25 protein-coding genes are annotated in these 24,642 nt (G+C 43.0%); 18 read left to right on the top strand and 7 right to left on the bottom strand.

Annotated elements, in window-relative coordinates:
• Positions 1-4 precede the first annotated feature (4 nt).
• The 6 genes from IGK61_RS08905 to cbpB all read left to right on the top strand — a co-directional run bounded on the left by IGK61_RS08905 (position 5) and on the right by cbpB (position 4,849).
• Positions 5-652 (top strand): amino acid ABC transporter permease, encoded by a 648-nt coding sequence (locus tag IGK61_RS08905; protein ID WP_005226186.1) that lies wholly within the window; start codon positions 5-7, stop codon positions 650-652.
• 17 nt (positions 653-669) lie between these two features.
• Entirely contained in the window at positions 670-1,326 is a 657-nt protein-coding gene (locus IGK61_RS08900; RefSeq protein WP_005226185.1) for an amino acid ABC transporter permease, read from the top strand.
• A 232-nt stretch (positions 1,327-1,558) separates the two neighbouring features.
• Positions 1,559-2,374 carry a glutamate racemase gene (gene racE / locus IGK61_RS08895; RefSeq protein ID WP_015509769.1) on the top strand — a complete coding sequence of 272 codons (816 nt, stop codon included), beginning with the start codon at positions 1,559-1,561 and terminating at the stop codon, positions 2,372-2,374.
• Positions 2,375-3,727: a ribonuclease PH gene (rph, locus tag IGK61_RS08890; protein ID WP_005226183.1), complete on the top strand. Its 1,353-nt coding sequence runs from the start codon at positions 2,375-2,377 to the stop codon at positions 3,725-3,727.
• Positions 3,724-4,236: a metallophosphoesterase gene (locus IGK61_RS08885; protein WP_074536749.1), complete on the top strand. Its 513-nt coding sequence runs from the start codon at positions 3,724-3,726 to the stop codon at positions 4,234-4,236. Before rph ends, IGK61_RS08885 begins: the two co-directional genes overlap by 4 nt.
• 109 nt (positions 4,237-4,345) lie before the next feature.
• Positions 4,346-4,849: a cyclic-di-AMP-binding protein CbpB gene (cbpB, locus tag IGK61_RS08880; RefSeq protein ID WP_005226181.1), complete on the top strand. Its 504-nt coding sequence runs from the start codon at positions 4,346-4,348 to the stop codon at positions 4,847-4,849.
• A 114-nt stretch (positions 4,850-4,963) separates the two neighbouring features.
• Here the strand turns inward: cbpB and IGK61_RS08875 are convergent, their stop codons facing one another.
• The 3 genes from IGK61_RS08875 to fabI all read right to left on the bottom strand — a co-directional run bounded on the left by IGK61_RS08875 (position 4,964) and on the right by fabI (position 8,475).
• Entirely contained in the window at positions 4,964-6,514 is a 1,551-nt protein-coding gene (locus IGK61_RS08875) for an IS1182 family transposase (protein ID WP_074536951.1), read from the bottom strand.
• 147 nt (positions 6,515-6,661) lie between these two features.
• Complete coding sequence (locus IGK61_RS08870) at positions 6,662-7,579, bottom strand: mechanosensitive ion channel family protein (protein WP_015509767.1); 918 nt, start codon at positions 7,577-7,579, stop codon at positions 6,662-6,664.
• A 140-nt stretch (positions 7,580-7,719) separates the two neighbouring features.
• Positions 7,720-8,475 (bottom strand): enoyl-ACP reductase FabI, encoded by a 756-nt coding sequence (fabI, locus tag IGK61_RS08865; protein WP_005226179.1) that lies wholly within the window; start codon positions 8,473-8,475, stop codon positions 7,720-7,722.
• Positions 8,476-8,681: 206 nt separating this feature from the next.
• On the opposite strand from fabI, the gene fabZ reads away from it, so the two are divergent.
• Positions 8,682-9,122 (top strand): 3-hydroxyacyl-ACP dehydratase FabZ, encoded by a 441-nt coding sequence (fabZ, locus tag IGK61_RS08860; protein ID WP_005226178.1) that lies wholly within the window; start codon positions 8,682-8,684, stop codon positions 9,120-9,122.
• A 50-nt stretch (positions 9,123-9,172) separates the two neighbouring features.
• Here fabZ and IGK61_RS08855 read toward each other — a convergent pair whose 3' ends face one another.
• The gene (locus tag IGK61_RS08855; protein WP_008381897.1) at positions 9,173-9,922 is read right to left on the bottom strand and encodes a peptidylprolyl isomerase; all 750 of its coding nucleotides are present in this window, start codon (positions 9,920-9,922) and stop codon (positions 9,173-9,175) included.
• Between the two features lie 182 nt (positions 9,923-10,104).
• Between IGK61_RS08855 and IGK61_RS08850 the strand changes: the two genes are divergently transcribed.
• Together IGK61_RS08850 and IGK61_RS08845 are read left to right on the top strand one after the other, a co-directional pair.
• On the top strand, positions 10,105-11,196 hold the full coding sequence (locus tag IGK61_RS08850) for a DUF871 domain-containing protein (protein WP_074536924.1): 1,092 nt from the start codon (positions 10,105-10,107) through the stop codon (positions 11,194-11,196).
• A 178-nt stretch (positions 11,197-11,374) separates the two neighbouring features.
• On the top strand, positions 11,375-12,325 hold the full coding sequence (locus IGK61_RS08845) for an alpha/beta hydrolase (RefSeq protein ID WP_074536925.1): 951 nt from the start codon (positions 11,375-11,377) through the stop codon (positions 12,323-12,325).
• A 52-nt stretch (positions 12,326-12,377) separates the two neighbouring features.
• On the opposite strand, the gene gap is transcribed toward IGK61_RS08845, so the two are convergent.
• On the bottom strand, positions 12,378-13,388 hold the full coding sequence (gene gap, locus IGK61_RS08840) for a type I glyceraldehyde-3-phosphate dehydrogenase (protein WP_074536926.1): 1,011 nt from the start codon (positions 13,386-13,388) through the stop codon (positions 12,378-12,380).
• 248 nt (positions 13,389-13,636) lie between these two features.
• On the opposite strand from gap, the gene obgE reads away from it, so the two are divergent.
• The 7 genes from obgE to IGK61_RS08805 all read left to right on the top strand — a co-directional run bounded on the left by obgE (position 13,637) and on the right by IGK61_RS08805 (position 20,928).
• Positions 13,637-14,950 carry a GTPase ObgE gene (gene obgE / locus IGK61_RS08835; protein ID WP_005226173.1) on the top strand — a complete coding sequence of 438 codons (1,314 nt, stop codon included), beginning with the start codon at positions 13,637-13,639 and terminating at the stop codon, positions 14,948-14,950.
• 180 nt (positions 14,951-15,130) lie between these two features.
• Positions 15,131-15,706 carry a DUF456 domain-containing protein gene (locus IGK61_RS08830; protein WP_010748409.1) on the top strand — a complete coding sequence of 192 codons (576 nt, stop codon included), beginning with the start codon at positions 15,131-15,133 and terminating at the stop codon, positions 15,704-15,706.
• A 72-nt stretch (positions 15,707-15,778) separates the two neighbouring features.
• Positions 15,779-16,735, top strand: a complete 957-nt coding sequence (rnz, locus tag IGK61_RS08825) for a ribonuclease Z (protein ID WP_034857404.1) — start codon at positions 15,779-15,781, stop codon at positions 16,733-16,735.
• The gene (locus IGK61_RS08820) at positions 16,719-17,507 is read left to right on the top strand and encodes an SDR family NAD(P)-dependent oxidoreductase (protein WP_015509761.1); all 789 of its coding nucleotides are present in this window, start codon (positions 16,719-16,721) and stop codon (positions 17,505-17,507) included. The genes rnz and IGK61_RS08820 overlap by 17 nt, the downstream gene beginning before the upstream one ends.
• 12 nt (positions 17,508-17,519) lie before the next feature.
• The gene (locus IGK61_RS08815; RefSeq protein WP_005226169.1) at positions 17,520-17,957 is read left to right on the top strand and encodes a lipopolysaccharide assembly protein LapA domain-containing protein; all 438 of its coding nucleotides are present in this window, start codon (positions 17,520-17,522) and stop codon (positions 17,955-17,957) included.
• 146 nt (positions 17,958-18,103) lie between these two features.
• A complete protein-coding gene (gene recJ, locus IGK61_RS08810; protein WP_074536927.1) occupies positions 18,104-20,404 on the top strand; it encodes a single-stranded-DNA-specific exonuclease RecJ in 2,301 nt (766 codons plus the stop codon).
• Between the two features lie 11 nt (positions 20,405-20,415).
• Complete coding sequence (locus IGK61_RS08805) at positions 20,416-20,928, top strand: adenine phosphoribosyltransferase (RefSeq protein ID WP_005226167.1); 513 nt, start codon at positions 20,416-20,418, stop codon at positions 20,926-20,928.
• A 76-nt stretch (positions 20,929-21,004) separates the two neighbouring features.
• On the opposite strand, the gene IGK61_RS08800 is transcribed toward IGK61_RS08805, so the two are convergent.
• Positions 21,005-21,217: a hypothetical protein gene (locus IGK61_RS08800; RefSeq protein ID WP_005236082.1), complete on the bottom strand. Its 213-nt coding sequence runs from the start codon at positions 21,215-21,217 to the stop codon at positions 21,005-21,007.
• 129 nt (positions 21,218-21,346) lie between these two features.
• On the bottom strand, positions 21,347-21,967 hold the full coding sequence (gene lexA / locus IGK61_RS08795; protein WP_005226165.1) for a transcriptional repressor LexA: 621 nt from the start codon (positions 21,965-21,967) through the stop codon (positions 21,347-21,349).
• 136 nt (positions 21,968-22,103) lie between these two features.
• On the opposite strand from lexA, the gene IGK61_RS08790 reads away from it, so the two are divergent.
• Entirely contained in the window at positions 22,104-22,343 is a 240-nt protein-coding gene (locus tag IGK61_RS08790; protein ID WP_005226164.1) for a DUF896 family protein, read from the top strand.
• Positions 22,344-22,443: 100 nt separating this feature from the next.
• Positions 22,444-24,441 (top strand): transketolase, encoded by a 1,998-nt coding sequence (gene tkt, locus IGK61_RS08785; protein ID WP_438844794.1) that lies wholly within the window; start codon positions 22,444-22,446, stop codon positions 24,439-24,441.
• Positions 24,442-24,642: the final 201 nt, after the last annotated feature.

Raw genomic sequence — 24,642 nt, 5'->3', positions numbered from 1 at the left:
CTGAATGGTTGAATTATTTCAAACGTATACCGGTCAGTTTATTGAAGGCTTTAAATACACAGTCATGGCGAGTTTGATCGCACTGTTTTTTAGTCTTTTGATCGGAACCTTAATGGCAATTTTTCAGTTGTCAGACAATCGCCTCATCAAAGGGATTGCCAAAGCGTATGTTGAGTTTTTTAGAAATATTCCCTTATTGATCATCGTGATGTTCTTTTATGTCGTTGTGCCAATGTATTGGGTTTCTTTTGACGGCTTTCAAGCAGGAACGATCGGCTTAACGATCTATACATCGGCATTTATCGCTGAGACGATCCGTTCAGGGATTCAAACGGTCCCTAAAGGCCAGATGGAAGCTTCCTTGTCTTCTGGTTTTACTTACAGCCAAGCGATGCGCTACATTATTCTGCCACAAGCATTTAAGATCGTCGTACCGCCGTTAGGCAATCAATTTATCAATCTTGTCAAAAATTCATCAATTTTGGCGATGGTCGCAGGATTAGATATTATGTATCAAGGCGATTTGATCGCAAGTGAGACCTTCAATACATTTGATACGTATATCATTGTTGGTCTTTTCTATTTGATCATTACCCTACCATTGTCTTATTTGATGGTTTACTTGGAACGGCGTTGGGCTGTCCGCTCATAGAAAGGAGCTAACGAACTATGGACTTTTTTGAAGCTTTTTCAGCGATTAACATTCGCTTTTTGATCGATGGCTTGCGGGTAACAGTTGAAGTGTCGATCCTATCGATTTTATTTAGCTTTATTATCGGAGGGATCGCCGGTATTTTGCGCTTCAGCTCGATCCCAGTCTTTTCTAAAGTATTAGGTGTCGTGATCGATGTTATTCGTAACTTGCCTTTGCTCTTGATCATCTTTTTCACTTACTTTGCATTGCCGCAGATCGGTATCCGCTTTAATATTTTTTGGTCAGCGGTTGTGGCGTTGACGATTTTTGAATCAGCGATGCTTTCTGAAATCTTTCGTGCTGGTTTGAATTCTGTGCCAAAAGGGCAGATGGAAGCTGGTTTGTCTACAGGGCTAAGCTATGTCGAAGTATTGCGGAGCATCGTCGTGCCGCAGGCATTTAAAGCGATGCTGCCAGCGATCGTCAGTCAGTTGATCTCTTTGATCAAAGATACGTCATTAGCTGTGATTATTTCTTTACCAGAGCTGACTCATCATGCTCGAATCATTTATGGTCAAAACACAAACTATGTTTTGCCTATGTTTTTGGCAATGACTGTTTTATACTTTTTGGTTTGTTATGCCTTGTCATTGCTTTCTGGCTTTTTGGAAAAACGTCAGTACGATTACTAAAAAGAATAATCGTCAAAAACATCCCCACGATCGGTCTTTCACCCATGCAAGTGCAACTTGTGGGGTGTAAGCCAATTGTGGGGGCTTTTTTCATTTTTGACCGTTTCGTGGTTTTTTTGGAAAGCTTTTTTAGCAAGCGAAAGGAATACTTGAAAAATAGACAAAAAAAGTCCAAAATGAATAAGAGAGAAAAATGCACCAAACTCTTTCTTTCATGTAAAGGATGGAAACTATGACAAACAACAGACCAATTGGTTTTATCGATTCTGGTGTTGGTGGGTTGACGGTCGTCAAAGAAGCAATCAAGCAATTACCCAACGAATCGATTCTTTATCTGGGAGATACAGCCAGATGCCCGTATGGTCCGAGACCTGCTGAGCAAGTCATCGAGTATACGTGGCAAATGACCCGTTTTTTATTAGAAAAAAACATTAAAATGTTGGTGATCGCTTGTAATACAGCGACAGCGGTCGCCCTTGAAGAAATCAAAGAACAACTAGCGATCCCAGTGATCGGCGTGATCCTGCCTGGCAGTCGAGCAGCAGTCAAAGCAAGCAAAAACCAACGAATCGGTGTCATCGGGACAAACGGAACGATCAAAAGTGACTCTTACAAGCGCGCGCTTCATGGCAAAGCGCCCCATGCGTCCGTCGTCAGTTTGGCTTGCCCGAAGTTTGTGCCGATCGTAGAAAGCAAACAATACCATAGCTCGGTCGCCAAGAAAATCGTGGCAGAAACGTTGCGACCATTGAAAAACAAACGGTTAGATACAGTGATTTTGGGTTGTACCCATTACCCTTTATTGCGTCCTTTGATTCAAAATGAATTGGGCGCTCATATCCAGCTGATTGATTCAGGGGCAGAAACGGTGGGGGAAGTCAGTACCTTGTTGGACTATTTTTCCATTGCAGCAACGAGTCAGGACGATCCGCATCCGCAACATGCATTTTTTACTACTGGTTCACCGAAAATGTTTGATGAGATTGCCAATGATTGGCTTGATTTAGACACGATCTCATCGATTCACACTGATTTAGGAGGCTTTTAAATGCGACATGATGGCAGAAAAGAAACAATGTTAAGACCAGTTAAAATTCAAACCAACGTCTACAAACACCCCGAAGGATCGGTTGTGATCTCTTTTGGTGACACAACCGTGATCTGTTCGGCAACGATTGAAGATCGGGTCCCTCCGTTTTTACGAGATACGGGAAAAGGCTGGGTCACAGCCGAATACAGTATGCTCCCACGAGCGACCAACACTCGTAATCGTCGAGAAAGTGCCAAAGGCAAGCTTTCTGGTCGGACGATGGAGATCCAACGGCTGATCGCTCGTTCCTTGCGCGCAGTAGTCGATTTAGAAAAATTAGGGGAGCGCAGTATCGTGGTCGATTGTGATGTCGTTCAAGCAGATGGCGGTACCCGAACAGCTAGTATTACCGGCGCATTTGTCGCGTTGCGTTTAGCTATCGATACCTTGTTGCGTGACAAAGCATTGACGGAAGATCCAATCAAGGAGCATTTGGCAGCAATTAGTGTCGGGATCTTACCAGATGGCACCTGTGTGACCGATCTCGATTATCAAGAAGATTCTTCAGCTGCTGTTGACATGAATTTGGTGATGACGGAATCTGGTCGATTTGTCGAATTGCAAGGAACTGGGGAAGAAGCGACCTTTGATGGTCAGCAGTTGAATGAGATGCTGATTTACGGAAAAACGGCTATCGAAGAATTGATTGCCTATCAAAAAGAGGCACTGTTTTTACCAGATGAACCCCCTTATGAGATTCCCGAAAAAACGATCGTCATTGCTACAGGCAATCCAGGAAAAGCCAAGGAATTTAAAGCCGTATTTGGCGCAGCAGGTTACGATGTCCGTACCTTAAAAGACTATCCTTCCTTGCCAGATGTTGAAGAAACCGGCACCACCTTTGAAGAAAATGCCCGCCTTAAAGCCGAAACCATCGCCAGAATTTTGGGAAGACCGGTGTTAGCTGATGACTCAGGACTGAAAGTCGATGCACTAGGGGGGCGGCCAGGGGTGTACTCTGCTCGATTTGCTGGTGAGCAAAAAAGTGACGCTGCCAATAATGCAAAATTGCTCTATGAATTGACGGATGTCGAAGATGACAAACGCAGTGCCCAATTTCACTGTACGTTAGTTTTTGCAGCGCCAGGAAAAGAGAGTTTGGTGGTTGAAGCTCAATGGCCGGGGAGAATCGGTCGCATCCCTCGCGGAGAAAATGGGTTCGGCTACGATCCATTGTTTATTCCTGATGGTTCAGAGCAAAGCGCAGCCCAAATGAGTCAAGAAGAAAAGAACCGAGTGAGCCACCGTGGTCTAGCAATCAAAAAACTGCAGGAACAGTGGCAGGAGTGGTTAGAAGGAGAAAATGTATGAAATACTTAGTTGTCAGTGACAATCATTCAGATCGTGAGATTCTTGTTGATCTTAAAAATGAATTCGAAAATCAAGTCGATTTGTTCCTTCACTGTGGGGATTCAGAACTTCCTGAAACGGATCCTTTATGGGAAACATTCCAAGTCGTTTGTGGGAATTGCGATTACGGTGGTGGTTTTCCGAATGAGCGTATCGTTAAAACGCCGCTGGATATCATCTATATGACCCATGGCCATTTGGCGGATGTTCGTTTTGGCGTAACCAAATTAGGCTTAAAAGCGCAACAAGCAGATGCCTCGATCGCTTTGTTTGGTCATACGCATCAAATTGCTTGTGAGAAAGTCGGGAATCGACTTTTCTTGAATCCCGGCAGTATTTCCCAACCGCGAGGGCAAATTCAAATCAAAAGTTTTGCGATTATTGAAAGTACGCCAGAACAATGGGCAATCCAATACTATGATCGTTCCTTTCATAAAGTCCCAGAGCTAGCTTTCGTTTTTACACGTTAAGTAAGCGGAATCAAAAAGTAAAAATTTCATTATAATTTTGCAGGTTTCTACTTTCTATTCTCATTTTCAAGTAAAATAGAAGAGTAGCTGTGAAATGGAGGCAATTAGATTGATAGGACAGACCGTAGAAAAAATATTACTCGAGAATCAAGAAAATTTCTTGGTGCCGGCAGAGAATGTGGCATCGGTATTTTATAACCACCCTTTGAGTCACGCATTGCTTGTTTTATCAAAAGTGGGCTATTCAAAGATCCCAGTACTAGATAGTGAGGACCATTTAGTCGGCTTAATCAGCCTCTCAAACATCGTAGAACGAATGATGGATCTCACTGGCTTCAGTATGGAAAATATTGAAGGGCTGACTGTGGCAGATGTCATGGAAGTCAATGTGAATTGCATCAAAGAAAACGATGAGTTGGAAAGTATGCTGCATCTGTTAGTGGATCAAGCATTCTTGCCGATCGTTGATGATGACAATGTCTTTGTTGGGATTATCACCCGCAAAGAGATTTTAAAATCCGTCAATCATTTGGCGCATGAAATCGAAAGACGCTATTTGCTGATTTCGAAAGAAGATGCCCCAAAGATGACAGATGAACTACATGTGGTATAGAAAAAAGGGGGCGTGACATAAGTTAACTAGTTACGCTCTCCAAAATATAAGGAGTACTCGAAAATCATGTGATTTTTCGAGTGCTCCTTGTTTTTTTTATTCATTTTGGGTAGTTCAAGTACCTATTTTTGTCAATTTCATCATATTGATTGCCGTAATGAGTAAACCCGTCTGTTTTCTGACTTTTTCTAAGCCCCGAACCGTGTATCGAGTGAAACCCAAACAAGCCTTCATAAATCCGAAGACTGTTTCCACGTCGATCTTTCTCCGACCATATATTTTTTGAATTTCAGGCGTTGATAAGCGCTCTTTTTGTTTTTCTTTATGGTATTCCCAAGACGGATTTACAGTGATCTTTCTGCGATTCCCCTTTGGGGTTAAGGCTTCAGGAATGAGCGCTTGGTTCGCATCCGTTTTTTCTGCTTGGTATTCTTTAAAATCTCGGACAAAGCCATCCGCATCTGTTCGTTGACGGTAAGCATGAAAATTGAATCGTACCCCTTTGGGGTCGATGTAAAAGTCCTCCTTAGGCTCATAATCCCAATTCATTACTTTCCGATCATCTGTCTGCCATTTCTTGCTTTGTTCTTTAAACATCGTTCCATAAGGAATCAGTGCAGTATGCTGGGGAAGTTCGTCTTCTATATAGCGGTAATTGCTTTCTGAACCATAGCCTGCATCGGCGACCAAATAATGAGGGGACTTTTGTGCGATCTTCATCTTTTCCAGTAATGGTTTCAGCGTCTTAGTGTCTGTTGGGTTTTGAAAGACATCGTAGCCGAGTACAAATTGATTACAAGTAGCGATCTGCAGGTTATACGCAGGCTTAAGTTGGCCATTTTTCATAGGGTCTTCTTTTACGCGCATGAATGTCGCATCATGATCAGTTTTTGAATAACTGTTTCTTGTCCCATAAGTAGAAAACTGCGTTTGATGTTCCAGAAGTTTTTCTCGTTTTGTATTTAATTTGCGTACTTGGCTTTTCAACGTTCGCCGTTGTTGTTTCGCTGGATTTGGCGAAAGACGTTTCGTTGCCTCAACTTCTTTTTCTAGTTCTTCCAGACGTAGTTCCATCCGTGTTAACAGTTCATCTATCATGTCTACTGTCAAGGTCGTCCCTTCGGGAATCTGTTTCAGGGCATACGCTTCTCTTAGTTCCGTCATCATAGTAAGCAGTTTTTCGCGATTCATTTGATCGAATCGGATCGTGTTTTTCTTCCAGACAAAGCTGTACTTATTCGCATCTGCCAAAATTTTTGTACCGTCAATAAACAACGCATCATCAATCAGATTCCGTGCACGCAGATACTCTGTCAACTGATCTAAGCCTTTATTGGTCAACTCCTGCACATCGTTAGATACACAAAAACGGGCGATCGTTCGATAAGTCGGAACCCGTTCTTGCGTCAACCAGCGAGCATATAGGTTTTCTTCAGCTAAGCGTTCAATCTTGCGACTTGTAAAGGTTTCTCGCGTATACGCAAAAAGAACCAACTTCAACATGGCACCTAAATCATATTCTCTTGGTCGACCAAAAAGATAGGGGTCATTAATCTGAAGCGCTTCGACCAGTTCATGGATAAAAACGGCGACATGATTTTCTTTTGGAGAAAATGAAGTAGATAGATCCAAAGTGAGTTGATTCATGTTATAATTAGTATACATTTTGTTTAGTCCTTTCAGGATTAAATGATGGGGCATTGGCGGCAACCGGTGCTCCTTTTTATTTTACCCAAAAAACCGCAAGAAATGAACGATTTCTCGTCATTTCTTGCGGTTTTCTTCTATGGACTTATGTCACAGTCCCTTTTTTTAAATACCGACGATCGGCGCATTGGGGATCGTATAGCCTTTGGCAGTTAATGCATCGATCGATGCGGCCAAAAATTCCTCTTTGATTTTCCATTGCGTACCGTTGGTCACATACATGGTCGTGCGAATTGCAAAGTTGTTGTTTCCTAGATCCACCAGACCGAAGACCGTAGGGGCCGTTTGAATCTCTTCTTCGTGCTGCTGAGCAATCTGTTCATTGACTTCTTCAATGATGGCACGTATTTCATCTAAGCCTTCAGATGGTAAGATACGTACGTCTACCACGACTTGCATATTGGCTCTGGATGTATTACTGATGGTTGTGATGTTACGATTTGGGATATAATGAACGGTTCCATCAACGGATTTTAATTGAACAGTCCGAATACCGACGGCCGTCACTGTACCTTCAAGCGTCAGATTGGTCAAGCGGACGTAATCACCAACGTTGATTTGTTGTTCGGTAATAATAAAGAAGCCAGTAATCAAGTCATTCATAAAGCCTTGGGCACCGAGACCGAGGGCGACACCGACGACTCCGGCACCGGCTAGTAGCGAGCCTACAGGTACACCGATGGTAGAAAGGAGTGCATAGACAAAAAAGAAGCCTAATGTGTAATGAACCGTATTGCGGATCAGAGTATGGATCGTGTTGATTCGACTCACATTGAAGGTGGCTTTTTTTTCATAGGACCGATAGATCCGGTCAATGATCATGTTGCTTATTTTTAATAAAATTCCGAATAAGATACACAAAAAAAGCAGCATCAGTGCTTTTTGGATCAGTAGGCCAATGATCGATTCCCAGTCGATCGATGCCCACCATTTTTGTAATGCATTGAGCTGAGCAGCTGCTGGTTCGGTAATGCTGGAACCACTTGAATCGGTCGTGCTAGCTGCAAGTAGCAGTTGTTTCATAAAATCCCTCCAAGTCTTACTGCATCTATTTTAACGAAGATAAAATAGAAATGCAAAGGAGGTTTTCTGAAATACCTGTTTTTTTCAGAAAAAGCCTGCTTAGCCAACGGGTAGGCAGGCTTTTCTATGACAATCATTGATTAAGATAAATGAACGCCTTTATCAACGAAAATCACTTCGCCGATAATCCCGCTTGATAATGGACTGATCAAGAAGGCACAAGTATTGCCCACTTCTTCAATCGTCACACCAATATGATCAGGTGTTCGATCCTCTGACAATTGGATCAGTTTTTGATAGTCTTTTACACCAGTTACTGCCAGCGTCTTGATGGCACCAGCTGAAATCGCATTGACGCGGATTTTTTGCGGTGAAAGTTCGGCAGCTAAATAGCGAACGCTTGATTCTAAAGCGGCTTTTGCAATCCCCATCATATTGTAGTTCGGTACTGCCCGTTCGGCACCTAAGTAGGAAAGGGTAACGATTCCAGCATTTTCAGCTAAGATTGGTTTGGCATATTTAGTGACGGCAATCAATGAATAACTGCTGATGTCTTGCGCCAAAGCATAACCGTCACGAGAAATATTCAAAATATCGCCAGATAGATCTTCTTTATTGGCATAAGCAACGGCATGGACAACACCATGGATCTCACCTGCATATTCTTTGATCGTTTCAAAGGCGGAAGCAATGCTTTCGTCATTGGCGACGTCACATTCCACTACAAATTCATCAGATTCCAATAAGCGCTCTAAAGGCTTTTTCATGCGGTCGTTTTGATACGTGTAGATCACTTCGGCTCCTTGTGCTTTTAATGCTTGTGCACAGCCCCAAGCGATACTGCGTTTGTTAGCAACGCCCATGACGACAACTTTTTTACCGGTTAAAAAACTCATAATTCCACTCCTTAATAAATTCAACAATAATAAAATACGTATAATGACAAATAGTAAATCAAACTATCTTGATTTCTAATTATTAAGCATAATTGTTTGATTGTCAAACTATTTTTTTCTTAATAAATATTTAGTTGCGAATTTCGCTGAACTATGATACTTTGATAATCAAACTATAATAAATTCTTAAGCAAGGAAGGGAAACCATGAAAAAACTATTGACTGAAACAGAAGTCATGGATTTGATTCCAAATCGCTATCCAATTATATATATTGATTACGTCGATGAAATCGAGTCTGGCAAAAAGATTATCGCAACGAAAAATGTCACCATCAACGAAGACTTTTTCCAAGGACATTTCCCAGGAAATCCAGTAATGCCAGGTGCCTTGATTTTAGAAACATTGGCACAAGCAGGATCGATCCTGATCTTGAAATCCGAGGAATTCCAAGGTAGAACGGCGTATATCGGCGGCATCAACAAAGCCAAATTCCGTCAAAAAGTTGTTCCGGGAGATACCATGAAACTTGTTTTCGAGATCACTAAAATCAAAGGCTCTGTAGGAACTGCTGATGCGGTCGCTACAGTGGACGGCAAAAAAGCTGCGGAATGCGAATTCACCTTTATCGTTGGCGACCAAAAATAAAAGAAAACCGCTGAAATTCCCGAATATCGGAGACTTCAGCGGTTTTTTATTTATTCTTTGGCTTCTTGTAAGACCTTGATCGTTTCGATCTTCACTGGCTCAACCGGTTGAGAATTCTCACCATTGCCAGAGTCTTGGGTTTCTGCTTGTGCAATTTTATCTACGACATCCATGCCTTCAATCACTTGACCAAAAACGGTATAGCTGCCGTCCAATTGTGGTGTTCCACCATTTTTGTAGGCTTCGATGATTTTTTCAGGATAGTGTTGGATCGCTAGACCGTCAGATACATCTTGATCATTTTGAACGATGTAGAATTGACTGCCTTGGCTGTTTGGCGCACTTGATTTTGCCATTGCTAATGCGCCTCGCAAGTGATAAAGCTGGTTCGAGTATTCTTCGCCGAATCCTTCGCCCCAAATGCTTTCTCCGCCAGTGCCATCACCATTAGGGTCGCCCCCTTGGATCATAAACTCTTCTACGACACGATGGAAAGTCAAGCCGTCATAATACCCATCTTTGGCATGGGTCAAAAAGTTTTCGACTGCTTTGGGCGCGATCTCTGGGAAAAGTTTGATTTTGATCGAGCCTTCTTCCGTTACCATTTCAACTAAAGCTTCATTCTCTTGCACATCCGTTGATAATTGCGGCAATTCCAGGGCATTCAAGTCAACAGATTCTGAGGTTGACGTGCTTTCTGCCGAATTGCTTGATGAGGGATCGGTGGTACTTGAACCTGTACAAGCAGCTAGTAATAAAAGGCTAGCAGCTGCTGTCAGTGTGAATAGGATTTTTTTCATTCTTTCATTCCTTCCAGTTTTCTTAATGATAATCATAACAAAAAAGAGACATAGAAGAAAGCGCAGATTTTGTGGAATGAGAAAGAAACAGACGGAAAGGTGTAGACCACTTTTTAGATGTTTGCTATAATGAAAGAGGATTCATTATAATAAACGGATAGAATTTACAGGAGGTTTTTTTGATGGGAAAATTAGGGATATCGATTTATCCAGAGCGCTCAACGTTTGAAAAGGACAAAGCGTATCTAGACTTGGCACACAAATACGGCTTTAAACGGGTATTTACCAGTTTGCTGCAAATCAACGATGATAAAGAAAAAGTCTTGGCAGACTTTAAACAAGTCGTGGATTATGCCAATCAGTTAGGAATGGAAGTCATGGTAGATATCAATCCTGGTTTATTCGAACAGTTAGGTATTTCTTATGATGATTTATCCTTCTTTGATGAGATGGGGGCTTACGGTGTTCGGTTAGATATTGGTTTCACTGGTTCAGAAGAAGCCAAAATGACCCGTAATCCTTACGGGATCAAAATCGAAATCAATATGAGCAGCGGCACGAGCTACGTGGATAACATCATGAGTTATTCACCTAATACTGAAAATTTACTCGGTTCGCATAACTTCTATCCTCATCGCTATTCAGGGTTAGGCTATGACCATTTTGTTTTTTGTTCGGAAAAATTCCGCAAATATAATTTAAATACGATGGCTTTCGTGAATTCTCACGAAGCTGATTTCGGTCCATGGCCAACACAAGATGGTTTGTGCTCTTTGGAAGACCATCGTGATCTGCCACTAGCTACACAAGTCAAACATTTAGTGTTGACTGGTTTGATCGATGATATCTCTATTGGAAATGCCTATGCTTCAGAAGCAGAATTGGCAGCAATGGCTGAAGCGTTTCATGCTGATTATCCGACATTAAGAGTCGATGTCGTTGACGGAATCACTGAAGATGAACGAATTTGTCTCTTCGATAATCTGCAAAGCTATCGAGGAGATCGCTCAGAGTACATCTTGCGTTCAACGATGACGCGGATCTATTATAAAGACAAGGAATTTCCACCTCATGATACCCGTGATATGGTAAGAGGGGATGTCTTGATCGATAATGCTGGCTATGGACAATACAAAGGTGAGACGCAAATCGCCTTGAAAGCAATGAAAAATGATGGCCGCGTCAATGTCGTTGGGAAAATCGCTGATGAGGAACTATTCTTATTAGAATTTTTGAAACCTTGGTCAAGTTTTAAATTGGTCGAAAATAACTAATTATCACGAGAAATCAACCATTGCCAACAAAGCGTGTTGGCAATGGTTTTCTTTTTGGGCGCTTGCAATTGACAAACACGAGCAAAAAACGGTAATTTATGTAGTGGGTTCTTTCCATGAAGAACGATGAAACCATAATAATATTATGTAAACTATATAACAAGAGGACGTGACAAGTGTGAAATTGCGCTGGAAGATTGCCATCGGAGTGGCTGTATTAGCAATTGCAGGATTAGGGTATGCAGGAAATTATTTTTACGATTATGCGGTGGTTCCTTCAGAAAAAGATTTTTTGGAAGGAGATACCCCTGGTACGGATGAAAATCAGACAGGAAATGAATCGCAAAATTGGTTTACAGATCCAGCAAATCGTGAGATGTGGCAGCTGACTTCTGAAGACGATTTAAAATTATCCGCCATTTATCTACCGGCAGAGGAGAAGAATCGAGGAAAAACGGCGATCATCGCGCATGGCTACATGGGGAATGCAGAAACGATGGCGGACTATGCTAAGATGTATCATGATTTAGGCTATAATGTCTTGGTTCCAGACGCTCGAGGGCATGGTCAAAGTGAAGGAGATTATATTGGTTTTGGGTGGCACGAACGTAAGGATTATCTGCAATGGATTGATGAAGTACTCGCAAAAAATGGTCCTGAAGAGACGATCACTTTGTATGGCATCAGTATGGGGGCTGCCACGGTAATGATGACCAGTGGGGAAGACTTGCCGAAAAATGTCACTTCTATCATTGAAGATTGTGGGTATACCAACGTCAATGAAGAATTGGGGTATCAACTCGATCAATTGTTTGGTCTACCGGCCTTTCCATTGATGAATGTCACTAGTCTTGTCACAAAAATCCGAGCGGGGTATTTCTTTGGTGAAGCAGATGCAGTCAAACAACTGCAAAAGAATACGCGTCCAATCTTTTTTATCCATGGCGATGCGGATACGTTTGTTCCTTATTCGATGCTGGAAATTTTGTATAACGCGACCGATGCACCAAAAGAAAAGTGGGTTGTTTCAGGTGCCGAGCATGCGAAAAGCTACAAAACAGATCCAGCGCTTTACAAAGAAAAAATCGCGGCTTTCTTGGAAAAATACGATCATCCAGCAAGTGAATAAAAAAAGTGCCGGTTCTTTTTTCAGAACCGGCACTTTTTGCCTACTCATTGACTTACAAACGAGCAAATTCTTCTAGTAAACGAATCATTTGGCAAGTAAAGCCATATTCATTATCATACCAAGCGACGGTTTTCACCAGTTGGAAATCGCCAGCCGTGGTTACTTCTGTTTGTGTCGGATCAAAGATAGAACCTTGGGTGGTACCAATCACATCTCCAGAGACGATCTCACGGTCATCGTAACCGAATGACGGATTATCGACGGTGTGTTTTCTGATCGCTTCATTGACTTCATCGGCGGTTACTTTGGTTTTCAAAATTGAGACTAATTCTGTTAAAGAACCATCGACGACAGGAACCCGTTGGGCGTGTCCTTGTAATTTGCCATTTAATTCTGGGATAACTAGACCGATCGCTTTAGCAGCACCCGTCGAGTGAGGGATCGTGTTATCTGCAGCGGACCGAGCGGCTCTTAAGTTTCCGCCTTTTACCGGACCATCCAATAGCATTTGTGTAGAAGTATAGGCATGTACCGTCGTCATCGTACCAACTTCGATCCCGAATTCCTCATTTAAAAAGTAGGCCATCGGAGCTAAGCAGTTGGTCGTACAAGAACCTGCGGATATTATAGTATCCTCTGGTGTTAACGTGTCGGAGTTGACATTGTAAACGATCGTTTTCATATTACCAGCTGGTGCGGAGATAACGACGCGTTTGACACCCGCATCAAGATGGGCTTGTGCTTTTTCTGTGGAAGTGTAAAAACCCGTGCATTCTAAAACGATATCGACGCCATTTTCTTTTGCCCAAGGGATTTTGCTTGCGTCTGGTTCAGCGTACACACGGGTCTCTTTGCCATCGACAACAATAGCATTATCCGTTGCAGTAACAGTTCCAGGGTACGTGCCGTGGGTCGAGTCAAATTGCAATAAGTGTGCTAACATGACTGGACTCGTTAAATCATTGATTGCCACAACTTCAATATCGGCAGAAACTTCTTTGATCCTACGAAAAGCCAAACGTCCAATTCGTCCAAAACCATTGATTCCAACTTTTACTGTCATTTCTTGTTTCCTCCTTTGATTGTGTCTGGTACACTTAAAAGTTTGCTACGATTTCAAGTGACTGTCAAAGAATAACCCTTAAGAATTCGCGATTTCTTACGGAAACCCATGAGAAAAGATAGACAAAAGACGTTTCGGTCGTTACAATAAAATAGACTTTCTTATTAGAGAAATAGTAACCACTTAAGGTGAGATAACTGATAATCAAAAAGTATAGAAGGTAGTAAAAAAAGAATGGAGGACAAATAATGTCCATGTTTTTAGATCAAGTGACAATCGATGTCAAAGCAGGAAAAGGCGGCGACGGAATGGTTGCTTTTCGCCGAGAGAAATATGTCCCAGACGGCGGACCCGCAGGTGGTGACGGTGGACGTGGTGGTGATGTCATTTTAGTCGTAGACGAGGGTCTGCGTACATTAATGGATTTCCGTTTTAATCGTCATTTTAAAGCGCAACCCGGGGAAAACGGCATGAGTAAAGGAATGCACGGTCGTGGCTCAGATGATACCTACATCAAAGTACCACAGGGAACGACCGTTCGTGACGCTGAAACAGGTGCCTTATTAGGTGATTTGATTGAGCAAGGCCAAACATTAGTGATTGCTAAAGGTGGCCGTGGCGGCCGTGGCAACATTCGGTTTGCCTCTCCGAAAAACCCAGCCCCAGAATTAGCTGAGAATGGAGAACCTGGTCAAGAAAGAAAAATCGAGCTCGAATTGAAAGTTTTAGCAGATGTTGGTCTAGTTGGTTTCCCTTCAGTTGGGAAGTCTACATTACTCTCTGTGATTTCCTCTGCTCGACCAAAAATTGGTGCGTATCATTTTACCACGCTGGTACCAAATTTAGGTATGGTAACAACTACTGATGGCCGTAGTTTTGCGGTCGCTGATCTACCTGGTCTGATCGAAGGAGCCTCACAAGGGGTTGGTTTAGGGACTCAGTTTTTACGCCATATCGAACGGACCCGCGTCATTTTACATGTGATCGATATGAGTGGCATGGAAGGACGCGATCCATACGAGGACTATTTGTCCATCAACAATGAATTGTCGACCCATAACTTGCGCTTACTAGAGCGACCACAAATCATCGTTGCCAATAAGATGGATATGCCGGATGCTGAAGAAAACCTAGCCCTTTTCAAAGAGCAGCTGGCAAAAGAAAAAACGGATGAGTTCGCGGATGAACCAATGATTTTCCCAATCTCTGGTGTCACTCGTAAGGGAATCGATGCCTTGTTGAATGCGACAGCGGATCTATTGGAAGTCACCCCTGAGTTTCTTTTATACGATGAAGAAATGGAAGAAGATGTTGTTCATTATGGCTTCCAATCGGATGAACCAGAGTTCTCAATTGATCGCGATCCTGATGCAACTTGGATCTTGAGCGGTGAAAAAATCGAAAAACTATTCCAGATGACGAATTTTGATCATGATGAGACCGTGATGCGTTTTGCTCGTCAGCTGCGTGGTTTAGGTGTCGATGAAGCATTACGGGCGCGCGGTGCCAAAGACGGCGATATCGTTCGGATCGGCAACTTCGAGTTCGAGTTTGTCGAATAATCGTTTAAAAGAACATCATTTGCCTAAAAAATACCTTTTTAGCTGCAGTGGATTTGACTACCGATCATTGATTTTCACTAAGAAATCAATGATCGGTAGTCTTTTTGGTTTCTTTTTTCATTTAAATGATTTACTGTTAAAATAAAGAAGAGAACAAATAAACCAAAGGGAGCGATTTTTATGTCAAAACGTGTCATTGTAATGAATTTTGATGCCAGTGCCAAAGCGTACCAAGCCTTTTCGGAAGTGAAACGGATGCATATGGAACGGAAGATCAAAGGGGAACAAATGGCAGTTCTTACCCACACCAATGAAGGCGTGCATCAATTTAAAGTCGAGGACTTTCTCGATTTTACTGGGAACAATAAGACATCAACGGGTGGATTGATCGGGATGCTCGTTGGCGTGCTAGGCGGACCTTTAGGAATCATGCTGGGCTGGTTTGGTGGCAGTATGATCGGTGCTACTCGTGATGCAAAAGAGATCCAAAATGCGCAAATGCTTTTTGAACATGTCGGAAACCAAATTGGTGTTGGTGATACGGGGTTATTATTGATCGCAGATGAAGAAGACAATCGTCCTTTGAATCAATTGATCATGAATGAATTAGGCGGTGACATCACGCGCTTTGACTACGATGAAGTGGAAGCAGAGATTGAAACGGCTAAGAAAGTCGAAGAATCCACCAAAGCACGCGTTCAAGAAGACTGGAAAAACTCTCATAACGACGCAGAAGATCGCCAATCTGAGAAATAAAATCCACAAGCTTCAATTGCAACTTGATTTCTTTTCCGCTAAAATTGGAAAGAGATGAAAGGAAAGAAGCTTATGGAATTAGAATTTTTAGGAACAGGCGCGGGTGTGCCTGCGAAACATCGAAACGTGACCAGCATTGCGTTACGACTTTTAGATGAACGGAATGCCGTTTGGCTTTTTGATTGTGGCGAAGGGACGCAAATGCAGATTTTGCATTCTACGATTCGTCCACGAAAGATTGAAAAAATCTTTATCACTCATCTTCATGGTGACCATATCTATGGGTTGCCAGGATTGATCAGCAGCCGCTCCTTTCAAGGAGGCGACACGCCTCTAGAGATTTATGGACCCAAGGGGATCAAAGCATACGTTCAAACCGTTTTGCGGATTTCTCAGACCAAAGTCAGCTACCCCTTACATTTTTTCGAGATTGAAGAAGAAGGGATTCTTTTTAAAGATCAGCAATTTGAAGTATCGTGTCTGCGTCTTGATCATGGCATTGACAGTTTTGGTTATCGGATTGTTGAAGCAAGCCATCAAGGGGAATTGCAAGTGCAGGCTTTACTGGAACTTGGGTTGAAACCTGGGCCGCTCTTCGGTCGTTTGAAAAAAGGTGAAGTAGTTACCCTTGACGATGGACGTCAAATCAATGGGGCTGATTTCTTGGGCCAAGCGAAAAAAGGTCGGATCGTGGCGATATTAGGTGATACGCGTAAATGTCAAAACGCCGTACTGCTAGCAGAAGATGCGGATGTATTGGTGCATGAAAGTACCTTTAACAAAGAAGAAGCCAAGTTGGCTCGCGCTTATTTTCACTCGACGACGCGGCAAGCTGCCGAAGTGGCACAAGAAGCTCAAGCGAAGCGTTTGCTGTTGACCCATATCAGTGCGCGTTACGTTGGCAAAGATATTACAAATTTAGTAAATGAAGCAAAAGAAGTATTTCCGAATACGTTGATCGTCAAAGATTTTGATATTGTCGAGATCCCTTTTGCCGGAGAGGAAGAAACAGATGAATTTAGAGAATAAAGTTGTCGTTGTAACAGGTGGCTCTGCTGGACTTGGAGAACAAATCTGTTATGAAGCCGCAAAACGTGGTGCGATCGTCGTGACTTGTGCCCGAAGAACGAATCTGATTGGGAAAGTCAAAGAACAATGTATGGAATTAAGCGGCAAAGAAGCGTATGCGTTTCAATTGGATGTAGCAAATCCTGAAAGTGTGGAGCGCTTACTAGAAAAAATCAATGAAAAAGTTGGTAAGATCGATGTCTTCGTCAATAATGCTGGCTACGGGATCTTTCAAGAATTTACAGAGATGGACCCGGCGGTCATCCGAAATATGTTCGAAGTCAATGTGCTTGGCATGATGGTTTTGACCCAGCAAGTAGCGATCCAAATGGCTGAACAAAAGCATGGTCATATCATAAATGTTGCTTCGATCGCAGGTAAGATCGCTACGCCAAAAACGGCCGTCTACTCTGCAACAAAATTTGCTGTGCTCGGTTTTTCTAACGCATTACGTTTAGAACTAAAACCATTAGGGATCAACGTAACAACGGTCAATCCTGGACCGATCGAAACGGCATTCTTTGACCAAGCAGACCCAAGCGGTAGTTACTTATCGTCGGTGGGCAGCCTAGTGCTCGAACCGAACAAATTAGCGCAAACGATCGTCAAAGCGATGATCCATCCAAAACGAGAAATCAATCGCCCACATATTTTAGGCGCTGCTGCGAAACTATATACGCTGTTTCCTTCAATCGGCGATTATATGGCGGGAACGATGTTCAACAAAAAATAGGAGTTGAAGCCCATGAAAAATCAATGGCGTGTTATCGTTGGTATTTTACTGATTTTAGTGATCGTTTTATTTGCCGTTGCAAACAATATGACTGTCCCGATCAACTTTGGCTTCACAACGATTCAATCGCCACTGATCTTAGTCATTATTGGTTCTGCTTTGTTAGGCGCATTGATTTTGCTGCTGGTTTCCACAAGCGCAATGTTCCGCCAAAAAAAAGAACTAAAGCAATTGAGAAAAGAGCTCTCAGATTATCGTTCGAATAACGAGAAGGTTCTCCAAGAACAGCGAGAAGCTTTGGAACGGGAATACACGAACAAGCAGGCGGAGTTAGCGGCAAGACAGCAGCAGCTCGATGATCAAGAAGCCCAGCTTTCCTCACGTGCTGCGGGCGCATCCACGCCGCCAACGATCGATGAGGAAATGAAGTCTTTTGAATCGCAAGCCTAAAAGAATGACATTTCACAAAAAAAGAGTTTGCTAGTGCAAGATTTGCTGCAAGCTCTTTTTTTGTGTTGTAAAACGAGTGCTGTTTCTCTCGTTGTTTTTCTTTTTTGCATAAACTTTGCTATAATATCCTAGTTAGGAGTGATTTGGTGAAACGTGCAAATTTTCATTGGGTGCGTCCGCAAGAAAGCGAAACGACCCCAGTATTTAAAGAGCTGATCCAAGAAAGAAAGATCCCTGAGCGGATCGGCGCGTTGCTATGGCAGCGAAATATTCGAACAGCAGAGGCGCTCGATGCTTTTTTATCAACGGACCTGCAATATCTTCATGATCCGTTTTTGTTTCATGATATGGCTAAAGCCGTGGAACGAATCCATGAAGCGATTTTAAATGGCGAACGAATCTTGATTTATGGTGATTACGATGCGGATGGGATTACGAGCACTACCGTGTTAAAGGAAACGTTGGAATTGCTAGGGGCGGAAGCTGAGTATTATTTGCCTAATCGTTTTACAGATGGATATGGGCCCAATCTAACTGTCTATCAAGATAAAATTGCAGCAGGGACGCAATTGATCATCACCGTCGACAATGGGGTGTCTGGTCATGAGGCGATTGCTTATGCTCAAGGACAAGGAGTTGACGTGATCGTCACAGATCACCATGAACTACCTGCAGAACTACCGGAGGCGTTTGCTATTGTCCATCCCCGTCACCCTCAAGGAAACTATCCTTTTGGTGATTTGGCTGGAGTCGGCGTTGCATTTAAAGTGGCTTGCGCTTTGTTAGAAGAAGTGCCAGTGGAATTGCTTGATCTTGTTGCGATTGGGACGATCGCTGATATGGTTTCTTTAACCGATGAGAATCGGCTATTAGTCAGCAACGGGTTGAAAATGATTCAGCAATCGGATCGCATCGGACTGAATGAGTTGCTGTCAGTCAGCGGTTTAAAAAAACAAACAGTCAACGAAACAGATATTGGCTTCGCCGTTGGACCACGGTTAAATGCGATCGGTCGTTTGGAGGATCCCAATCCGGCTGTTCGCTTGTTGACTACCTTCGATGAAGAAGAGGCAGTAAGCTTAGCGAAAACCTTAGATACAATCAATCAGCAGCGAAAAACCTTTGTTGAAGAAATCATGAAAGAAGCACAAGTAAAAATCGATCCTGCGAACCATGTTCATTTGGTGGTGGGAGATCATTGGCACGAAGGCGTTTTAGGGATCGTGGCAGGGCGAATCATGCAAAGTACAGGACAACCAGTGATCGTTTTGACCAAAAAAGAAAATGGCTTAGCCAAAGGGTCGGGAAGAAGCATTGCTGCGTTGAATCTGTTTGAAATGCTGTCGACGATGAAAGACATGTTTACTAGCTTTGGCGGCCATCATGCAGCAGTTGGATTAAGTATCCCCATCGATCATTTAGATATGCTGCAAGCCCAAATGAATCGTTACGTTGAAGAAAATGCCATTGACCTCAGTCAGGGCATCCCCTTAGCGATCGATGAGGAGCTACCGTTAACAGAAGTTTCGATCAGTTTTATTGAATCATTAAAAGTCTTAGCGCCTTTTGGAACGGACAACCCCTTACCGAAATTTTTATTTTCTAATCTGATGACTCAAAATGCTCGCCAGATTGGTTCAGAAAATCAGCATTTGAAGTTAGTGATGAGCGATGAGTCTAACACGCAGCTGGATGTCATTGGGTTTGGTTTTGGAAAAGATTTAGTAGCGTTTGAAAACGACCGCTTATCGATCGTTGGTCAGCTTTCCATCAATGAATGGAATGGCAACAAAAAACCGCAGCTCATGTTGGATGATTTTGCAGTGGAAGGGATTCAGCTATTTGATTATCGTTCGAAAAGAAGCCGTCAAGGTGTCTCTCTGGGCAGTCAAACACTAGGCGTTCTTTTCAAGCAGAAACTTCCTCGGGAATTGCAAGGCTTTTGTGGGCAAACCACCATATTTGACTCAGTTACAGCCTTGGAAGATACTTTTCGTGCTGGTCAGTTCCAAGAGATTGCATTTTTAGATTGTCCTGCTGACCCTGCAGTGATCAAAGAGATCGTTCAAGCGCTCCAGGCGTCAAGAGTTGCTTTTGTTTTCTACTCGACAGAAGATGCTTATTTAGATGGGGTAGGGACAAGAGAGCAATACAGTCGTCTCTTTCAACTGATCAAACAGCAGCCTCGTTTGGACATTCGTTACAAACTAAAGATGGTCGCTGACTATCTAAAAATTCCACAAAAATTACTTATTTTCATGATTCAGGTGTTTTCTGAGCTGGAATTTGTTACAATACAAGATGGTGTTTTGAATAAAACTGCTGATCCTGTTTCCCGTCCATTGACGGAGAGTCATTTGTATCAGCAACGACAAAAACTGATCAAAACAGAAGAATTTTTATTAATGAGTGATTTATCAACCCTTCGTCAGTGGTTGACAGTCTAGGAGGAAAGAAAATGGATTTAAAAGAGTATATTGCTAGTATTCCTGATTATCCCCAAGAGGGAATTATTTTTCGGGACATCTCGCCATTGATGGCAGATGGAGAAGCGTATCGGTATGCGACACAACAAATCGTTGAGTATGCACAAGAAAAAGGCATCGATATGGTGGTAGGACCTGAAGCCCGTGGCTTTATCGTTGGTTGTCCAGTTGCCTATCAATTAGGTGTCGGCTTTGCCCCAGTACGTAAAAAAGGCAAATTGCCACGGGAAACGATTGAAGCAGAATATGAAAAAGAGTACGGTGTGGATGTCTTGACGCTGCACGCCGATGCCATCAAACCAGGTCAACGTGTCTTGATCTGTGATGATCTACTAGCAACTGGTGGAACGATCAAAGCAACGATCGAACTCGTAGAAAAACTAGGTGGTATCGTTGTTGGCTGTGCCTTCTTGATCGAACTGATGGATCTACATGGAAGAGACAAGATCCAAGGTGTCGAAATCAAGACGTTAATGGAATACTAAAAAAGCAGAAACAAAAAAGGACTCGCTGGAGTCCTTTTTTGTTTCTGCTGCCTTATGGGCGTATGTAGGGGAAGGATCATGGTTCATAACGATAAAAATCATGATCGTGATAATAATGGCGGTTACGTTTGCGCTCTGCTTGGCGGAATTTCTTTTCATCCCAAAGCATGAACCAAAGCATCATTAGAGGGCAAAAAATCAGAACAGCACTTAAAACGCCAAAATAGCCAATAACAATTCCCATCAATAATACCCACAACATAAAACCAAATCGACGAACTGCTTTCATCTCATTCACTCCTTAAATAATACGAACTTATGTTTGTATACTTATTATACGAATGTTTGTTCGCTTTGTAAAGAGGAAAGAAAAAAAATCTTCGTAAAAACGAAGATTTCCTAGTCAGCTCGTTGAGCATCAAAGCAGATGGCGATACAATCCAACAACCAATCCTAAAATCGTTACGTCAGGCAAAATGATTGGTTCTAAATAATCATTTTCTGGTTGTAAACGAATGTAATTCTTTTCTTTATAGAATCGTTTGCACGTAGCTTCGTCTTCATCTGTCATAGCAATCACGATATCGCCATTTTGAGCACTTTGTTGTTTACGAACGATTACTTGATCACCGTCGAGAATGCCAGCATTGATCATACTTTCTCCTCGGATCGTCAACATGAATAAACTTCCTGTGCTATTCGCTAAATCTGGCGGAATCGGAAAGAAATCGGATGCATCTTCCACGGCTAAAATCGGTTCTCCTGCAGTTACGACACCAAGCATCGGAATGGATGCTGGTTGAACATCGATTTTTTCAAGACCGGAAGCAGTTAATTCAATGGCTCTGGGTTTTGTAGGATCTCGTAAGATCAGCCCTTTTTTTTCAAGTCGGGACAAATGGCCATGAACAGTTGAGGTAGAAGATAACTGAACGGCTTCGCCAATTTCGCGAACAGTCGGCGGATAGCCTTTTTCAGTGACACGTGTATGAATGAACTTAAGAATTTCGATTTGTCGATTTTCTGTTCGTTTTGCCAAAACTGACACCTTCTTTCATTTGATAACCTTAGTGTACCATAGCTATATCGATTATTCAAACAAATGTTCGCTTTTTGTGCTATTGTTTTTGCTCGCTAGTTTGTAGTAAAATCAAGAGGGAAAAGGAGGAACAACTATGCTATCTCAAGAAAAATTAGCTCGAATCAATGAACTTGCCAACAAGAAAAAAACAGAAGGCTTGACTGAGGCTGAGACCCACGAACAAAAAGTTCTGCGTGAAGAGTATTTAACCGCCTTTCGTGGAGGGATGCGACACCATATCGAAGGAATGAAAATCGTTGACCCTGAAGGTGCTGATGTAACACCAGAGAAGTTAAAAGAGATTCAAAAGAAAAAAGGTCTCCACGGCAGATAATTGTGAATTCCTTTTCATTGCTATTGAAATAAGCTTCTGAATCACGTATAATGAAAGATGTAATAAAGGTAAAAAAAACCTAAATTAGGAGGAACTACCATTGTTTGATAAAATCGATCAATTAGGAGTGAACACCCTTCGTACATTAAGTATCGAAGCCGTACAAAAAGCCAATTCAGGACATCCAGGATTACCGATGGGGGCAGCACCCATGGCCTATGCCTTGTGGACGAAACACTTGAAAGTCAATCCAACGACTTCTCGCAACTGGGTGGATCGTGACCGCTTTGTTTTGTCTGCTGGACACGGTTCGGCGTTATTGTACAGCTTGTTGCACGTGTCTGGTTACGATGTGACCATTGAGGATCTAAAAAACTTCCGTCAATGGGATAGCCGCACGCCAGGACATCCAGAAGTCGATCACACAGACGGCGTGGAAGCAACCACTGGACCTTTAGGACAAGGGATCGCCATGGCAGTCGGTATGGCAATGGCCGAAGCCCACTTGGCTGCAACCTACAATCGCGACAAGTATCAAGTCATTGATCACTATACCTACGCTTTATGTGGCGATGGCGACTTGATGGAAGGTGTTTCGCAAGAAGCTGCATCCATGGCTGGTCACATGAAATTAGACAAACTGATCGTCTTGTACGATTCAAATGACATCTCCCTAGATGGCCCAACTTCAAAAGCCTTTACAGAAAATGTCGGTGCGCGTTTTGAAGCGTATGGCTGGCAACACATTCTCGTTGAAGACGGCAATGATTTAGAAGCGATCTCGAAAGCGATCGACGAAGCAAAAGCTGAAAGCGACAAACCAACCTTGATCGAAATCAAGACTGTGATCGGATACGGTGCGCCAAATCAAGGCACCTCTGCCGTTCATGGTGCGCCGATCGGTGCCGAAGGCATTTCTGCAGCCAAAGCGATTTATGGTTGGGAATACCCAGAATTTACCGTACCTGAAGAAGTTGCCGCGCGCTTCAAAGAAACCATGATCGATGAAGGGCAAAAAGCTGAAGCAGCTTGGAACGAAACCTTCCTTGCCTATGAAGCAGCCTACCCAGAACTTGCTGCGCAATTCAAACAAGCCTTTGCGGGTGAATTGCCAGCAGATTGGGATGCAGCATTACCAAGCTACGAAGTTGGCAGCTCACAAGCTAGTCGAGTATCTAGCAAAGAGATGATCCAAGCCTTATCCAAAGCCGTCCCTAGTCTCTGGGGTGGATCGGCTGACCTTTCTGGATCCAACAACACGATGGTGGCAGCAGAAAAAGACTTTGAACCTGGCCAATACGAAGGCCGCAACATTTGGTTTGGCGTCCGAGAATTTGCGATGGCGGCAGCGATGAACGGCATCCAATTGCATGGCGGTACGCGAATCTATGGCGGAACCTTCTTCGTCTTCGTTGATTACTTACGTCCAGCGGTGCGCTTGTCTGCGATCCAGCATGCACCTGTGATCTATGTCTTGACGCATGACTCCGTGGCGGTGGGAGAAGATGGACCGACGCATGAGCCAATCGAGCAATTAGCCAGCGTCCGTTGCATGCCAAATGTCCAAGTGATTCGTCCAGCAGACGGCAATGAAACCCGTGCTGCCTGGAAATTGGCCATGACAACAACGGATAAACCTACGGTCTTAGTCTTAAGCCGACAAAATCTACCAGTGATCGAAGGCACGCAAACCGGTGCGGATGAAAATGTCGCAAAAGGTGGCTACGTGATTTCAAAACAAGCTGGTGAAACACCAGCGGGGATTTTGATCGCCACAGGTTCTGAAGTGAATCTTGCGGTCCAAGCACAAGCTAAATTGGCAGAAGAAGGCATCGATGTATCGGTGGTTTCCTTACCAAGCTTTGATCTGTTTGAAGCACAAAGCTCAGAATACAAAGAAAGCGTCTTGCCAAAAGCAGTGAAGAAACGGGTAGCGATCGAAGCAGCTTCCCCATTTGGTTGGGAAAGTTACACCGGTTGCCATGGAAAAGTGATCGCGATCGATCATTTCGGTGCATCGGCACCTGGTGACAAAGTCTTAGCGGAATTCGGCTTCAGTGTTGAGAATGTCGTGAATACTTTCAAATCAATCGATTAATTGATCGACAATCAATCAAAAATAGCACGTTCGAGAATCTTTTCGATTTTCGAGCGTGTTTTTTTGTCTGGATTCTTGCCACTTTAAACGTGTTAGAGTGACTTATTTAAAGTAATAGTGGCTAAGATTTCCAAAAAATGGTTGTACCGCAAGGCACAAGCACTTGTGAATAGTAAGAGGGAATCGATAAAATAGCAATCT

It is taken from the genome of Enterococcus sp. AZ063 (genome assembly GCF_051715045.1).
Classification (GTDB): Bacteria; Bacillota; Bacilli; order Lactobacillales; family Enterococcaceae; genus Enterococcus_D; species Enterococcus_D casseliflavus.
The sequence above is the reverse complement of the archived record's forward strand: the minus strand, read 5'-3'. Positions and strand labels throughout refer to the sequence as shown.

Coding starts and splice junctions, on each gene's coding strand:
- fabI (WP_005226179.1), bottom strand. CDS start 8,475: ATGAGTTTTTTAACCGGTAAAAAAGTTGTCGTCATGGGCGTTGCTAAC.
- IGK61_RS08900 (WP_005226185.1), top strand. CDS start 670: ATGGACTTTTTTGAAGCTTTTTCAGCGATTAACATTCGCTTTTTGATC.
- fabZ (WP_005226178.1), top strand. CDS start 8,682: ATGAAAAAACTATTGACTGAAACAGAAGTCATGGATTTGATTCCAAAT.
- IGK61_RS08805 (WP_005226167.1), top strand. CDS start 20,416: ATGGATTTAAAAGAGTATATTGCTAGTATTCCTGATTATCCCCAAGAG.
- IGK61_RS08905 (WP_005226186.1), top strand. CDS start 5: ATGGTTGAATTATTTCAAACGTATACCGGTCAGTTTATTGAAGGCTTT.
- IGK61_RS08855 (WP_008381897.1), bottom strand. CDS start 9,922: ATGAAAAAAATCCTATTCACACTGACAGCAGCTGCTAGCCTTTTATTA.
- IGK61_RS08850 (WP_074536924.1), top strand. CDS start 10,105: ATGGGAAAATTAGGGATATCGATTTATCCAGAGCGCTCAACGTTTGAA.
- IGK61_RS08875 (WP_074536951.1), bottom strand. CDS start 6,514: ATGTATACTAATTATAACATGAATCAACTCACTTTGGATCTATCTACT.
- IGK61_RS08885 (WP_074536749.1), top strand. CDS start 3,724: ATGAAATACTTAGTTGTCAGTGACAATCATTCAGATCGTGAGATTCTT.
- racE (WP_015509769.1), top strand. CDS start 1,559: ATGACAAACAACAGACCAATTGGTTTTATCGATTCTGGTGTTGGTGGG.
- IGK61_RS08830 (WP_010748409.1), top strand. CDS start 15,131: ATGTCAAAACGTGTCATTGTAATGAATTTTGATGCCAGTGCCAAAGCG.
- IGK61_RS08815 (WP_005226169.1), top strand. CDS start 17,520: ATGAAAAATCAATGGCGTGTTATCGTTGGTATTTTACTGATTTTAGTG.
- IGK61_RS08820 (WP_015509761.1), top strand. CDS start 16,719: ATGAATTTAGAGAATAAAGTTGTCGTTGTAACAGGTGGCTCTGCTGGA.
- IGK61_RS08800 (WP_005236082.1), bottom strand. CDS start 21,217: ATGAAAGCAGTTCGTCGATTTGGTTTTATGTTGTGGGTATTATTGATG.
- IGK61_RS08870 (WP_015509767.1), bottom strand. CDS start 7,579: ATGAAACAACTGCTACTTGCAGCTAGCACGACCGATTCAAGTGGTTCC.
- IGK61_RS08790 (WP_005226164.1), top strand. CDS start 22,104: ATGCTATCTCAAGAAAAATTAGCTCGAATCAATGAACTTGCCAACAAG.
- gap (WP_074536926.1), bottom strand. CDS start 13,388: ATGACAGTAAAAGTTGGAATCAATGGTTTTGGACGAATTGGACGTTTG.
- obgE (WP_005226173.1), top strand. CDS start 13,637: ATGTCCATGTTTTTAGATCAAGTGACAATCGATGTCAAAGCAGGAAAA.
- rnz (WP_034857404.1), top strand. CDS start 15,779: ATGGAATTAGAATTTTTAGGAACAGGCGCGGGTGTGCCTGCGAAACAT.
- rph (WP_005226183.1), top strand. CDS start 2,375: ATGCGACATGATGGCAGAAAAGAAACAATGTTAAGACCAGTTAAAATT.